A 14711-nucleotide genomic window follows, 5' to 3' on the forward strand; every position below is an offset into this window, starting at 1 on the left:
CATTTGATTGCATTAATATTGCAAAATCATCAATCAATCAAATCAATCAAAATGAAAATCAACAAATCATTTTTTCAGCTAAAAACAATTTTAGTTGGAATACTGCTCTTCCAATTCCATATTGGATTTTCTCAGGAAGAAAAAAACTCGAAGCTTTACAAAACAATCATGTCAAGAGACAGTCTTCTTTTTAAAGTTGGCTTTAATACTTGCGACGTCTCACAATTCGAAAACTTACTTAGCAACAATTTTGAATTCTATCATGACAAAGACAGCATTCAGGACAAAGCTTTATTTCTAAAAAATATTAGAAAAGGTTTATGCAGTTCGACCAAAACGTATCAAGCCAGAAGAGATTTAGTTGAAGGCAGTACAGAAATTTATCCGTTAGCCAAAAATGGCGTTCTGTATGGCGCATTGCAAATAGGAATTCATCAGTTTTTTGAACCTTCACCTGGTCAAAAAGACAAATTTGGAAGTACCGCAAGATTCACTCACCTCTGGATACTGGAAAATGGAGTTTGGAAATTAAGAAGATCCTTAAGTTACGATCACCAGGATGTCAATACTGTGGGAACTAAATCAAGTATCTTTGATAATGATCCTGAAATTGAAAAATGGTTAAAGCAAAATAATGTTCCCACTCTGGGAATTGGTATAATCAATAATGGAAAACTTCAGCAAATAAAAGTATTTGGCGAACTCAAAAAAGGCTTTACAGCACCATATAACACAATATGGAATGTGGCTTCATTGACAAAACCTGTAACGGCAATGGTTGCTTTGAAACTGGCAAGTTTAGGAAAGTGGGATTTAGACGAACCACTTTATAAATACTGGACAGATCCGGATATTGCAAATGATCCTAATACAAAGCTATTAACAACGAGAATTATTTTAAGCCATCAAACAGGTTTCCTAAATTGGCGCTACATGAACGAATCGGGTAAATTGGACTTTAAATTTAAACCGGGAACAAAATATCAATATTCAGGTGAAGGATTCGAATATTTGAGAAAAGCGCTGGAAAAAAAATTCCATAAAAAACTAGATCAGTTAGCAGATGAATTGATTTTGAAACCTTTAAAAATGTCTGATACTAAGTTTATATGGAATGACATAACTGATGTTTCAAGATATGCTACTAATTATGACAATAAAGGCATTGCATACGAACCAACCAGGAATAAAACAGCAAATGCTGCTGACGATTTATTAACTACAATTGGAGATTATGGCACTTTTTTATGCAGCGTCATGAATAGCGACGGATTAAGCAAGAAAGTTTTTGATGATATGACATCGCATCAGGTAGAAACCAAAAAGAATAAATATTTTGGATTGGGTTTCGAGATCTATGATTTAGGAAACAACGATTACGCTTTATCACATGGCGGAGCAGACAAAGGTGTTCAGACTATCGTTTTATTGCTGCCAAAAACAAAACAAGGTCTGATTATTTTTACCAATGTTGACGATGGTTATAAAGTGTATGAAAAAATAGTAAATCACTATTTGGGAGAAAATGGAAAAAAAATAATTGAAATTGAAACGAAATAGACATGAATACTAACAAGAATACTATGCCACCCATGATCAATATAATAGTTCTATTTATGCTGTTTTTAAGCAGACAGGTAGCAGCACAAAGTAATAATGAAGTTTTAAAAATGGATCTTTTAAAAACTGAAATCATCAAAATGGACAGTTTACTTTTTGATGTTGCTTTTAATCAATGTGATGTTTCGCTCTTTAAGAAAATAATAGCCGATGATGTCGAATTTTACGACGACCGTTCTGGATTAAGCACTTCTAAACCAAATGAAATAAAATCTCTTCTTGCAAAATGTGACAGACCAGAAAAATTAACCCGAAAATTAACGTCTTGCACGATTGATAAACTAGGAGATTTTGGTGCTGTACAAATAGGAGAACATACTTTTTATATTAACGGAAAACCGGAAGGAACAGGCAGATTTATTCATATCTGGGAACGAAAAGATCATGATTGGAAATTGAAACGAATTGTGAGTTACGAGCATAGACCTATCAAAAAATAGCGAATATGCTTTTATCCTAAAATACCTTTTTTATAGTAAAATGAAAAAAAATTGCCTGATATTGAAACTTAATTGAAGTTTAGTCGTCTATTAAAATAGGACACGATAAAATAGAAAGTTAAATCTCTAGTTCCTTAGAGATTTAACTTTCATGCATTTAAAGAGTTTCAATCATCAAATCAAAAATCAATTCATTAACTATAATCAATTATCATCGATCATTATGAAAAAACCAATCAAACTACTTGCAATATGCCTTTTGGCAATATTGTTCAGCTTTACTCTGTTTGCACAGGACAAAACCAAGCAAATTGAAGACCTTTTAAACAAATACAATCAATACGGTCAATTTAATGGATCTGCATTGGTTGCCGAAAACGGAAAAGTGATTCTAAAAAAGGGTTTCGGTTCTGCCAATATGGAGTGGAATATCCCAAATCAATCTGATACTAAATTTAGATTAGGATCCATCAGTAAACAATTTACTGCTTTCCTGATTGTAAAATTAGCCGAAGAGGGAAAAATAAAATTAGACGTTCCTATTACCACTTATTTACCGGATTATCCAAAAGCGACTGGTGACAAAATAACCATTCATCATTTACTTACACATACCTCTGGAATTCCAAATTATACTTCGCTTCCTAATTTCTTTAAAGACAAAAGCCGAAACCCTTATACTCCCGAAGAATTTGTAAAAACATTCTCAAGTTTACCTCTGGAATTTACGCCTGGCGAGAAATTTAATTACAGCAATTCAGGATATTTTTTATTGGGATATATTATCGAGAAAATTTCCGGAAAATCATACGAGCAATATTTACAGGCAACAATTCTTACTCCGTTAAAAATGGTTAATTCCGGTTATGATCACAGTGATGTAATATTAAAAAACAGAGCTTCAGGTTATGAGAAAAGAGGTAAAAAAATCATCAATTCCCCTTATCTCGACATGAGTATTCCGTATGCTGCGGGTTCTCTATATTCAACCGTAGAAGATTTATATTTATGGGATCAGGCGCTTTATACTAATAAATTGCTTTCGTCAAAATCAATGGAATCTTTATTTAATTCTTATATCAAAGCCGGAAAAAGTTCTTATGGTTATGGATGGTTTATTGAAGAAGCGGACAACGGTTCTGCAGGCAAAGTAAAAGTTACACAACACGGTGGTGGAATTAATGGTTTTAATACTATTATTTATCGTATTCCGGAAGACAAAAACCTAATTGTTTTACTCAATAATACCGGAGGAACTGTTTTAAATCAAATAACGGAATCTATTCGTGCTATTTTATACAATCAGCCTTTTACAGCGCCAAAAATATCTTTGGCACTGGAATTACTTGATGCGTTTTCAGAGCAAGGAATTACAAGCGGTTTAAATACTTATAACAAACTTAAAAACGATCCTACTTATGCTATTCTAGAAGGTGATATGAACAACGCGGGTTATCAATTATTACAATCCGGAAAAACAAAAGAAGCTATTGAAGTTTTTAAAATAAATGCAGCAACATATCCAAAATCAGGAAATGCTTACGATAGCTTAGGCGAAGCTTATTTGACTGATGGAAATAAAAAATTAGCCATTGCCAATTATAAAAAATCAGTAGAACTTAATCCTAAAAATGATGCCGGCAAAAAAGCATTAGAGGAACTTTTAAAAAAATAACAGCTAAATAAGCAAGCATTCAATAGCGGTAATCTTTTTCTTACCAACTCTGATCGTTCTGGTTTAAAACCAAAATGATCAGAGTTTTTTATTTGAAAAATGTTTTTTCCAATTTCATAATTAGTATAAAAAAACTATTTTAGCCCTGCCCAAAACAAGAATATTAAAACCCCAAATCAACCTGATTTACAACCTTTCAGGCTGTAAACATTATTTATTTAACCTATGAAAAATTTAAAGAAGCAAACTCTTTTAGTTTTATTACTATGCCTGTTTATCCCAAGTATTTGTATTTCTCAAACTGCTGCCACGCCAGTTCCGGTACCAATGCCTACTCAGCAAAACAAAATTATAATTGACAAAATTGTTGAAGCAGCAAATTACAAAAATTACGTTATTGATTTTTGCCTGGAAACAATAAACGAAGCCGCCCTTAAAGAAAAATGGAACGACCAAAAAACTGTCGAAATATCTGAAAGCATTAATTACAAAAATTTCAGAGATGCCGTTTATAATATGTTTGCATTTTATAATGAAATAGAACTAGAAACGTTACTTAAAACATACAAACAAGATACTGCTTATAGAGCTGCAAATGTTATGATTACTAATGATGCTCTGGGTTATAATCTGGAAATATTTGCCAACGATGTTGTTCGTGGGAAGTATAAATAAGAAGGTTCTGAGTTTTTTTAAAGCGCAAAGAGGCAAAGGTTCAAAGTTGCAAAGGTTTCTTTAATGCCGAAATCTTTGTCAAAGTTTAAAACCAATGGTATAAGGAACTTTGTCGATAGCCAAAACTCAAAGTTGACATACGCCTTTTTTGTCATTTCGACCTAAGGGAGAAATTACATAAAGTGGCTCGGCAACAGTGCGTTCTCCCCGCGTGTGATTTCCCCCTTAGGTCGAAATGACAATTATTATGGTTATTTTGTGTGAAATGTTTTTGTGATTATTTGCTATACCTTTAAAATTAAAGTTCCTTACAGTCAAAGTTTAAAAACTTTGACAAAGATCAACACAAGTCAAACTCTTTTTGCTCTTTGCGGTAAAACTACACAAGCCAAAAACCTGAAACCTGAAACCTGAAACTAAATTTCAAACTAAGAAAAACTATTCCTTCATCGGTTTCAAAACTAGTTTCGTTGATGTTTTTATAATCTCTTCTTTATTCAATTTCATTTTTCTGAATTTACCTGCGTTATACATTTCCGCCTGATCGTCGTAATGTTTACTAAAAGGGTTTCCCGATTGTCCGGTTGGCAAAATACTCCAGCTGTTTTCGATATCAGAGAAATCGACAATTCGTCTGGTTGACGGTCCGCCTTTTACATAATATTTGCCTTCTTTCGTAAGTCCGAAGAATTGATTGTTTATCACTTCATTTGATCCGGGAGCTGCGAATGGACCAACATCAAAAAGTTTGCGCAAAGCAGCAATTTTCCCTAACGGATGTTCGTGTTCTACGGTGTGAACTTTTCCCCAGTTCCAATCCGCAACTTTCTCGCCTAATTGTTCCTGAAGTGCTTTTACGGATTCATGAAATGATTTTGAAACAATTTCGCTTCTGGTTTCTTTTACATTTTTGGTTTTAATATTATCCCACCAAACCGAATTTTCATTTTCAATTTGTCTGGCAATAATTTGTTTTCCTAAAGATAATCCCAGAAATAAATTAAAATTATCCTCACCCATTTCATCTTCGAAAGTATTTTTTAGATACAAATAAACCCATTTATTATAAATCGTAGGCGCAACATCTTCGAGATTATTAGTTCCTTTCCAGGATTTCAAAACCGTAATCACTTCTTTTTCTTTTGCTGAAAGCGAAGCAGTATTTACATTCGAAATTAAACTCTGAACTACTCCCGGAGCAATTGGCGATGTATTATCAAAAATCATTTTACTGATTGCTTCTTTATCCCAATCAGATTTTGCATCCATTAAACCTGAAATTCTTTTGGCGCGATCTTCCGGCAAATAATATCCCGGATACAAATAACCGTCAATTGCTTCCGGCTGATTATTGGCTGAATATACATAACCCGATTTTGGGTTTTCGGCTGATGGATTTTTAGAAAAATCCAGATATTCTTTAATATCATCTTTTCCACTGGCACCATCCAGAATAAAAAATGAATTCACGCCTTTATCATGTTTATAAAGAGTTCCTGTCGCCCACCAAGCCACATTTCCTTTGGCATCGCCATACATTACATTCAATCCAGGAGCAGCAACCAATTGAACTGCTTTCCTGAAATCGTCTTTGCTTTTTGCATGCGAAAGTCCGTAAACTGCATCTAAAATCTGAATGGGTTGTTGCGTATAAATCCACGACATTGCAATTGGATTTTTTTGATCTAAACGATCTAATAAATCATTCATAATTGGTCCGTGTCGGCTTGATTTAATCGTCAGAACCACATCCGAAGTATCTTTTACCTTTATTGTTTTCTTTCTGGTTTCATACGTTGCAAAACCTGTTGGTGTTTGATATTGGCTTACATCTCCAACTTTATTTTTTTCCTGATAAAAATCGATATCATCATTTTCGAACATCGTTAATCCGTAAGCATAATCACGATTGTGCGCCAATAATGGATACGGAGTTCCTGCCAGATAACAGCCATATAATTCAAAATCAGGGGTAATTAAATGTGCTTCGTACCAAGTCGCAGGTTGCGAAAAACCAATATGCGGATCATTGGCAAAAATCACTTTTCCGTTTTTGGTTTTCTTTGGTCCGGCAACCCAACTATTACTTCCCACAAAAGGCGGAATTGGTGAATTATCCAACAAAGCAGCTACAGATTTTGCAATCGTAGTATATTCTTCAATATTCTCTTTTGAACTTTTAATTTGTGTGGTATTAAATTCGCCTTCAATTCCTAAATCTTTCAAATATTCCGCGCCATATCTATTGCGGATATCGGTTAATAAAGGATCTGTTTTTTGAGCCATCGCGAAACTAAAAGACATATATCCAAAAATATTATAAACGTCTTTTATGGTAAATTTTTCTTTCTTAACTCCAACAAGCGTAAACTCAATTGGCGTAGTTCCTTCTTCCAGATATTGATTAATTCCGTCTAAATACGCCATTGTCATTTTATAACTCTGACTATTTTTGTCTAATTTGGCAATGGCTTTCGCCGAAGCTTCTTCAATACCAATTCCGGAGAAAAATTTATCATTTTTAAGCGCAACAGAACCAAAGATTTCCGATAATCTTCCCGGAGCAATTCTGCGAAGCAATTCCATTTGCCATAATCTTTCCTGCGCATGCACATAACCCAAGGCTGTCATTGCATCTTTTTCAGAATTGGCGTAGATATGTGGAACTCCAAAATCATCAAAATAAACTGTGGTTTCCTTTTCAAGATTTTTCAATTGCACTTCTCCTTCGTATTTGGGTTTCAAATGAAAAATATAAGCGCACAAACCAATTCCAAGAACAACAATCAAGACTAATAAAACCAGCAGAATTTTTTTAATTTTTCTCATATTCAAAAAAGTATAATGATAAATGATTGGGTAATGATGTAACTTAAAGATATAATCGTGTAAAGAATATCGTTTTTAAAAATCTAAATTTATGTATTTAAAACCAATATGATAAATGTCAATCTATAAAAAAATAGCAATCAGTGTAATTTCAGTCTTTCTTTTTGTGATTTTAGTCAATATTGGCCTCAATTATTGGATAAAAAAACAATTACCCATCATTATAAACGAGAAGAATAACACGGCTTATAACATTCATTACGAAAAAATCGAGGTTTCGCTTCTATCACGAAATATAAATGCCACGACATTATTAGTAAGTCCTAAAAATGAACCTAAAGACAGTAAAAACGGTTTGTTTTCTAAAATTGAATCCATCACAATAAAACATTTTAATATTTGGGATTTGGCTTTTCACGATCTTATTCAAGCCGAAAGTATTATCATCAATAAACCTCGAGTAATTTTATATAAAAAAGGTGAAAAACTTTTGAATAACAGCAAAAGCATAAAAAACGAAATCATTGAACCATTCCGAAAAATTGTTGCCGTCTCCAATATTTATTTGAATGACGGAACAGTCGATGTGGTTTCTCTAGATAATAAAAAACCTATTCTTAGTGTAAAAAAAATTATTCTGAAACTGGAAGGCATTTTACTTACAGATGCAACTTTGAAAGAAAAAATCCCGATGCGTTTCGAAAAATATGTTTTGGTATGTGATAGTTTATACTACAAACCAAGCGCATTTTATCATATGAATATTGGACAAATAAGTACGGAGAACAATTTTCTGAAGGTTAAGAATTTCTCCTATTTACCTGAATTCAGCCGTAAAGAATTTGTGAAGCGATTAGATAAAGAAAAAGACATTTATACTATAAAATTAGATTCAGCCCACATCGAAAAAATGGATTGGGGTTTTAAAGATGATCGCTTTTTCTTTAAAGCAAATTCACTTATTGTGAATCACGCTGATGCGAACATTTACCGCAACAAAATGCCGAAAGATGATTTAAGCAAAAAATATTTGTACAATCATTTACTAAGAAAAATTAAATTTCCGCTTGAAATAGATACGATACAAATCCTAAAATCAAAACTGGTTTATGAAGAAGAAATTGATTTCTCGAAAGGTCCGGGTGTTTTAAATTTTGATCGTTTTAATATGCATATCACCAACATAAAAAGTGGTTTTGGCTTAAAAAAAATGGCTGATGTAAAAATAAAAGTGAATTGCCTTTTCATGAAAACATCTCCTCTTGATGTTGATTGGAGTTTTAATGTTCTGGATCTAAAAGATAGTTTTCATATTCAGGGAACCATTGCTAATTTTAATGTGGCTGCAATGGAACGTTTTACGAAACCGTATATCAATACTACGTTTACAGGAAAATTCAATAAATATCATTTTAATTTTTATGGAAATGATAATACCGCAAAAGGAAATGCTACTTTGGATTATGAAGATCTAAAAGTAAAATTATACAAAAAGAAACATCCTGAAAAAGAAGCAAAATTAAAATCTGCCGTGGTTAATTTATTGCTAAAAAATGATTCTGATGACAAAACCAAAAAGGCCGATGTTGAATTAGAACGAATTCAGGAAAAATCATTTTACAACTTTTTATGGAGAAGTATAGCGGAGTCTTTCAAGAAGATTTTGATTTAGTCTTTTTGGTTTCGGTTTTTTTAGCCACAAATTTCACGAATTAGCAAAAATTATTTTTTACTCCATTCGAATAAGATTTGTGAAATTCGTGGCAACCCTTTTTCCTTTCATATCATTTTCAACTATTTTAAAACCTGACAATTATCATCTTTTTTGAGGATATTTTTCCCAACATTTGCTTTTATTTTAATTTAAAAACAAATGACAAAGCCACCTTTACATACTTTCCATATTCCTGTAATGGGTCTCGCGTATACGATCGACAGCCCAATTCGAGTAGCGCAATATGGAATCTCATCTGTCGTTTCTATAGCCGATGATGATTTGATTGAAAAAATGCGTAATTTTTATAGCACTAAATTCAATCTTCCTTACGAAGAAATAAGTCAGAAATTTCACGATTACAGAGCACAAAGAATTACATCTTATCTTAACTTGGTCGATAAAATTGTAAAAGAAAAATTTGACAGTTTTAAAGCTGAATTAATAGGAAGCAAAACTGCGGTTGAAAATTATATTGCGATGTTACCTAATACTTCGGATATTAAAAAAGGGGTTCAAAGTTTATTAGACGATGGAATTTCTTTTAAAGAAAATATTCAAAATTACATCGAATCACATCTTTCTCCTGGTTTAATTGATGTAAATATCATGACAAAACTGGACAAAGACAATTTCGAAAAAAACGAACAACTACCAATTGAATTCAATGATGCTCATGCTGCCTTAAGAGGTTTTGCAAATAGCAATCTTGAATCATCTGTTGTACTTTCTGCCGGGATGAATCCAAGATTATTCAGTTATTTCGAGAATTTTTCAGATTTTTTTCCAAATCTAAACAATGAGCTTAAAAAGAAAATTATTCTAAAAGTTAGTGACTTTAGATCAGCCATGATTCAGGGAAATTTTTTAGCTAAAAAAGGATTATGGGTTTCTGAATATCGTATTGAATCGGGATTAAATTGCGGCGGACACGCTTTTGCTACGGATGGTCTTTTACTAGGTCCTATATTAGAAGAATTTAAACAAAAAAAGGATCAGCTTATTCAATCTGCACATGAGCTGATGACAAAAGTATTACAGCAAAAACAAATCTACGCACCAGAAAATCCTTTACCTCTCAAAATTACAGTTCAGGGCGGCGTAGGAACTGCTGAAGAACATGAATTTTTATTAGATGAGTACAAAGTCGATTCTGTAGGTTGGGGATCTCCATTTTTATTGGTTCCGGAAGCAACTTCTGTAGATAAAGCCACCCGTGAATTATTAATGGATGCCAAAGAAGAAGATTTGTATTTAAGTCATATTTCGCCATTAGGAGTTCCGTTTAATACTTTGAGAGGAACTACAAATGAAATTTTACGACAAAAAAGGATAGATCAAAATAAGGCAGGAAGTTCTTGCCCAAAGAAATTTTTAGCTCTTAGTAAGGAATACGATCCACACGGAATTTGTACTGCTTCGAAAAAATTTCAGGATCATAAACTCGAAGAATTAGAAAATATAAAGGAAACAATGTCGTCTAAGGCTTTCGAAAAAGCAAAATTCTCTATTACCGAGAAATCTTGTTTATGTGTTGGTCTTGCCAATGCATCATATTTAGAGAATGATATTAAAATAAAAGGTCAGGCACAAGGCGTAATAATCTGTCCTGGGCCAAATATGGCTTATTTTGACCAAGAAGTTTCGTTGTCTGATATGGTTAGTCATATTTACGGAAACAAGTCCGTAATAAGAACTAATGACAGACCTAATTTATTTGTAAAAGAATTAAAGATGTATGTCGATTATTTCAGGAATGAAATCGAAAATATTTCAGGAGAAATCACTAATTCTCAGCTTAAAAAATGGAATACTTTTAAAGCCAATATTCTTGAAGGAATTGAATATTATCAAAACTTATTATCTCCCGCTTTATATTTTAAAAATGATTTAAATAAGATTAAAAACGATTTTGATTTTTATAGATTGGAATTATCGAAAATTAAAATTCCAACTCTTGAATTAGCTTAAAACACAAAACCCCGATTTAAATTAAATCGGGGTTTTTATTTATATAAGAAATTGATCTATTCTTTTTTCTTTTTGCCATCAATAACAGCACCCGTTCCAGTTCCTAAAGCAGCACCTGCCAAACCACCAATAATAGCTCCTTCCCCTTTTTTCTTACTTACAATTGCTCCGGTTGCAGCACCAACTCCAGCACCAATTACGGCACCTTTAGCAGTAGCACTCCATCCTTTCTTTTTAGTAGTGGTTGTAGTTGTAGTTCCTGTCGCGGCTGCTTGTTGATGTACAACAACAACTTTTTGAGACTCAACCCTTTTTTCTTCCTGAATCTTAGCCATTTCTGTCTTCATTGAATCAATAACTTTTTGTCTATTAATTTCAACTTTCATCGAATCAATGCTAGCTTGTTTTGCTTTATTAATATCCTCTTTTCCTTGATTTTGACAAGAAATGACAGATAAAGCAACTAATAAAATACATAAGCTTTTCATGATTGTAGTTTTAAAAATTTATACTCTACAAATTAAAGAAGATATATATTGATGGCGTTACATGATTTAGACTAATGGTTACAGAATTTGAAGATTCTTTCTAAAATTAGACGCGGATGAAACGGATTGCTAAAGCAAGATGCGGATTGAGAACGGATTTCTTTAATTGCTGAGTAATTTTTTCACGTAGATTTTACAGATTTAAGCAGATAATTTTTAAGGCTGTTATCTAAAAAATGATTCGCAAAAATGCATTTTTTCTCTCATTTTGTGTCATTTCGAACAAAAGGAGAAATCACACTCGCTGATCGACAAAGATTGACGATTCTAGATACGGAGTTTCGTGTGTGATTTCTCGTTCCTCGAAATGACAAACAGAACGTACTGTCTTTAATTAGAAACCTGGCTACTTCCCATCTTTGCGAGATTAATTAAATCTTACTTTCCTAAAATTCCTTTTTTCAGGATTTGCCCAAAGTCGTACATATCTTCATAAGAACAATATAACGGAACTGGTGCCAGACGAATAACATTGGGTTCACGCCAATCTGTGATTACTCCGTTTTTCATTAAATAATCAAATAAACTTCTGCCTTCTCCGTGTAAAAAAACAGATAATTGCGAAGCTCGTTCAGAAGGATTTGACGGTGTGATGATTTCGAAATTTCCTTTTACTTCTTTATCAATTTCATGTAAAATGAATTCAAGATAAGATGTAATGTGATCTCTTTTTTTGATTAAAGTATCCATTCCAACCTCAGCAAACATTTCTACAGATGCCAGATAAGGCGCTAAAGAAAGCACCGGCAAATTACTAATCTGCCAGCCATCAGCTCCATGAACCGGATCAAAATTTGGTTCCATCTTAAAACGGCGTTCTTTATTATGTCCCCACCAACCTGCAAATCTTGGTAGATCAGGATTATTGTGATGTTTTTCGTGTACGAAACAACCGGAAGCATTCCCTGGCCCTGAATTCATGTATTTATAACTGCACCAGGCAGCGAAATCTACATTCCAGTTATGAAGCTCCAATTTGATGTTTCCGGCGGCGTGTGCCAAATCCCATCCTACTTTTGCTCCGGCTTTTTGTCCGGCTTCTGTAATGGTTTTAATATCGAAAACTTGTCCGGTATAATAATTAACTCCGCCAATCAATACTAAAGCCAGTTCATCGCCAACTTCTTCAATTTTTGCCAGAACATCTTCCAGACGAATATTGTGTTCGCCTTCACGACGTTTAATTTCTACAATTGCATCTTCTGTTTTGTATCCATGAAAATGTACCTGACTCTGAAACATATATTGATCTGAAGGAAATGCTTTTTCCTCGCAAATAATTTTATAACGTTTGCCTTTTGGCTGATAAAAAGAAACCATCAATAAATGAAGATTCACGGTCAAAGTATTCATAACCGTAACTTCTGATGGTAAAGCGCCCACAATTTTACTTAAAGGTTCTGCAAATCTTTCCTGATAGTCCCACCAGGGTTTTTGAGCATAAAAATGTCCTTCAACAGCAAGATCTGCCCAATCGTTCATAACCTCATCAATATAAGCTTTGGTACGTTTGGGCTGTAATCCTAAAGAGTTTCCTGTAAAATAAATTACGCGTTTGTCATTTACTTTAGGAAATATAAATTGATCCTGATACTGATTTAATGTGTCTTGCGAATCAAGCTCTCGTGCGAATTCGCGTGTATTTTGAAAAGTCATTTTTTTTGTTTTGAATCGTAAAAATAGGAAATGTTTCTTTTGTTTCAAGTTTCAGGTTTCAAGTTTAACGTTCAAGATAACTTGAAACCTGAAACCTGAAACATTTTAAAAACAAAAAACCTGTCATCACTGACAGGTTTTCTTATTTTATTTCGCTTAACGAATTAGATGATTAACATCGCATCTCCGTAAGAATAGAATTTATATTCTTCTTTGATTGCTTCTTCGTATGCTCTTTTCATTAAATCATGTCCACAGAATGCAGAAATCATCATTAATAATGTTGATTTTGGTGTGTGGAAATTTGTAATCATACAGTTTGCAATACTAAAATCGTGAGGAGGGAAAATAAATTTATTTGTCCATCCTTCAAAAGGATTTAAAGTATTTTGAGATGAAACTGAACTTTCAATAGCACGCATCGAAGTTGTTCCAACAGCACAGATACGTTTTTTAGCAATTTTAGCTGCATTTACAATATCACAAGCTTCTTGTTTGATGATCAATTCTTCAGAATCCATTTTGTGTTTAGACAAATCTTCAACCTCAACCGGGTTAAAAGTTCCTAAACCAACGTGAAGTGTTACTTCAGCAAAATTGATTCCTTTGATTTCTAATTTTTTCAAAAGGTGTTTTGAGAAGTGTAAACCTGCAGTTGGTGCAGCTACAGCTCCTTCTTCTTTTGCATAAATAGTTTGGTATCTTTCAGCATCTTCAGCCGTTACTTCTCTACTGATGTATTTAGGAATTGGAGTTTCTCCAAGTTCTGTTAATTTGTTTCTGAATTCTTCGTAAGAACCATCATATAAAAAACGTAATGTTCTACCACGAGAAGTCGTGTTGTCGATTACCTCAGCAACTAATGAATCGTCATCACCAAAATAAAGTTTATTTCCGATACGGATTTTACGAGCCGGATCAACTAAAACGTCCCAAAGACGTTGCTCTGAATTTAATTCTCTTAATAAGAAAACTTCAATTCTTGCTCCTGTTTTTTCTTTGTTTCCGTACAAACGTGCAGGGAAAACTTTTGTATTGTTAAGAATCAAAACATCTCCGTCATCAAAATAGTTGATAACATCTTTGAACATTTTGTGCTCTATAGTTTGTTTTTGACGATCGATTACCATTAAACGAGATTCGTCTCTGTTTTCTGCTGGGAATTCCGCTAAAAGTTCTTTCGGTAAATTAAATTGAAAATGTGATAATTTCATTTGAGAAAGTTATGAGTTATAGATTTAGATCAGGATTATTTGGATACCTGATTTTTAATCGTCTGCAAATATACGACTGTGAGATAGGCGTTGTCAAGTGTTTTGATGTTTATTTTCAAAAGTCGTTGATTTAGTGGCGTTTCGACAACATAAAAAAATGGTTTTTCACCATATAAGTGATATAAGTTCATTTAATTTGGATTCTGCCAAAAATTGTAAGTGTTTTTATTTGGCTAAAGCCGAAAATCAAAACGTAAAAAGTAGCTGTCTCAAAACTGAGTCAGCTACTTTTTTTTAGTTTGTATTTTCATTAACAATTTTGTAAATTTAATCAGTGTTAAGTAACTGATTATATATGAGATTCAAACA

General features: G+C 33.1%; 10 protein-coding genes. 6 read left to right on the forward strand and 4 right to left on the reverse strand.

Annotated elements, in window-relative coordinates; all coding sequences use genetic code 11:
- Nucleotides 1-51 precede the first annotated feature (51 nt).
- From NJT12_RS21940 to NJT12_RS21955, 4 genes are all read left to right on the forward strand, one after another.
- Complete coding sequence (locus tag NJT12_RS21940) at nt 52-1560, forward strand: serine hydrolase domain-containing protein (protein WP_271338260.1); 1509 nt, start codon at nt 52-54, stop codon at nt 1558-1560.
- A gap of 2 nt (nt 1561-1562) precedes the next feature.
- Entirely contained in the window at nt 1563-2060 is a 498-nt protein-coding gene (locus tag NJT12_RS21945; protein WP_271338261.1) for a nuclear transport factor 2 family protein, read from the forward strand.
- 223 nt (nt 2061-2283) lie between these two features.
- Nucleotides 2284-3735, forward strand: a complete 1452-nt coding sequence (locus tag NJT12_RS21950; RefSeq protein WP_271338262.1) for a serine hydrolase — start codon at nt 2284-2286, stop codon at nt 3733-3735.
- 225 nt (nt 3736-3960) lie between these two features.
- On the forward strand, nt 3961-4410 hold the full coding sequence (locus NJT12_RS21955) for a hypothetical protein (RefSeq protein ID WP_271338263.1): 450 nt from the start codon (nt 3961-3963) through the stop codon (nt 4408-4410).
- Nucleotides 4411-4848: 438 nt separating this feature from the next.
- On the opposite strand, the gene NJT12_RS21960 is transcribed toward NJT12_RS21955, so the two are convergent.
- Nucleotides 4849-7239, reverse strand: a complete 2391-nt coding sequence (locus NJT12_RS21960) for a penicillin acylase family protein (RefSeq protein WP_271338264.1) — start codon at nt 7237-7239, stop codon at nt 4849-4851.
- 115 nt (nt 7240-7354) lie between these two features.
- Between NJT12_RS21960 and NJT12_RS21965 the strand changes: the two genes are divergently transcribed.
- Both NJT12_RS21965 and NJT12_RS21970 read left to right on the forward strand, forming a co-directional pair.
- Entirely contained in the window at nt 7355-8911 is a 1557-nt protein-coding gene (locus tag NJT12_RS21965; RefSeq protein WP_271338265.1) for a hypothetical protein, read from the forward strand.
- Nucleotides 8912-9112: 201 nt separating this feature from the next.
- Complete coding sequence (locus tag NJT12_RS21970) at nt 9113-10924, forward strand: hypothetical protein (protein WP_271338266.1); 1812 nt, start codon at nt 9113-9115, stop codon at nt 10922-10924.
- A 56-nt stretch (nt 10925-10980) separates the two neighbouring features.
- Here the strand turns inward: NJT12_RS21970 and NJT12_RS21975 are convergent, their stop codons facing one another.
- The 3 genes from NJT12_RS21975 to queA all read right to left on the reverse strand — a co-directional run bounded on the left by NJT12_RS21975 (nt 10981) and on the right by queA (nt 14342).
- A complete protein-coding gene (locus tag NJT12_RS21975; protein WP_271338267.1) occupies nt 10981-11412 on the reverse strand; it encodes a YMGG-like glycine zipper-containing protein in 432 nt (143 codons plus the stop codon).
- A 438-nt stretch (nt 11413-11850) separates the two neighbouring features.
- Complete coding sequence (gene kynU / locus NJT12_RS21980; RefSeq protein WP_271338268.1) at nt 11851-13128, reverse strand: kynureninase; 1278 nt, start codon at nt 13126-13128, stop codon at nt 11851-11853.
- A gap of 164 nt (nt 13129-13292) precedes the next feature.
- Nucleotides 13293-14342 (reverse strand): tRNA preQ1(34) S-adenosylmethionine ribosyltransferase-isomerase QueA, encoded by a 1050-nt coding sequence (gene queA, locus NJT12_RS21985; RefSeq protein WP_213300092.1) that lies wholly within the window; start codon nt 14340-14342, stop codon nt 13293-13295.
- Between the last annotated feature and the right edge of the window lie 369 nt (nt 14343-14711).

Origin of the sequence: Flavobacterium azizsancarii (assembly GCF_027980145.1) — a bacterium.
Taxonomy (GTDB): domain Bacteria; phylum Bacteroidota; class Bacteroidia; order Flavobacteriales; family Flavobacteriaceae; genus Flavobacterium; species Flavobacterium azizsancarii.

What these genes read in the sequence shown, in the direction of transcription:
- NJT12_RS21940 (WP_271338260.1), top strand. Translation starts at nt 52, where the DNA reads ATGAAAATCAACAAATCATTTTTTCAGCTAAAAACAATTTTAGTTGGA.
- NJT12_RS21945 (WP_271338261.1), top strand. Translation starts at nt 1,563, where the DNA reads ATGAATACTAACAAGAATACTATGCCACCCATGATCAATATAATAGTT.
- NJT12_RS21950 (WP_271338262.1), top strand. Translation starts at nt 2,284, where the DNA reads ATGAAAAAACCAATCAAACTACTTGCAATATGCCTTTTGGCAATATTG.
- NJT12_RS21955 (WP_271338263.1), top strand. Translation starts at nt 3,961, where the DNA reads ATGAAAAATTTAAAGAAGCAAACTCTTTTAGTTTTATTACTATGCCTG.
- NJT12_RS21960 (WP_271338264.1), bottom strand. Translation starts at nt 7,239, where the DNA reads ATGAGAAAAATTAAAAAAATTCTGCTGGTTTTATTAGTCTTGATTGTT.
- NJT12_RS21965 (WP_271338265.1), top strand. Translation starts at nt 7,355, where the DNA reads ATGTCAATCTATAAAAAAATAGCAATCAGTGTAATTTCAGTCTTTCTT.
- NJT12_RS21970 (WP_271338266.1), top strand. Translation starts at nt 9,113, where the DNA reads ATGACAAAGCCACCTTTACATACTTTCCATATTCCTGTAATGGGTCTC.
- NJT12_RS21975 (WP_271338267.1), bottom strand. Translation starts at nt 11,412, where the DNA reads ATGAAAAGCTTATGTATTTTATTAGTTGCTTTATCTGTCATTTCTTGT.
- kynU (WP_271338268.1), bottom strand. Translation starts at nt 13,128, where the DNA reads ATGACTTTTCAAAATACACGCGAATTCGCACGAGAGCTTGATTCGCAA.
- queA (WP_213300092.1), bottom strand. Translation starts at nt 14,342, where the DNA reads ATGAAATTATCACATTTTCAATTTAATTTACCGAAAGAACTTTTAGCG.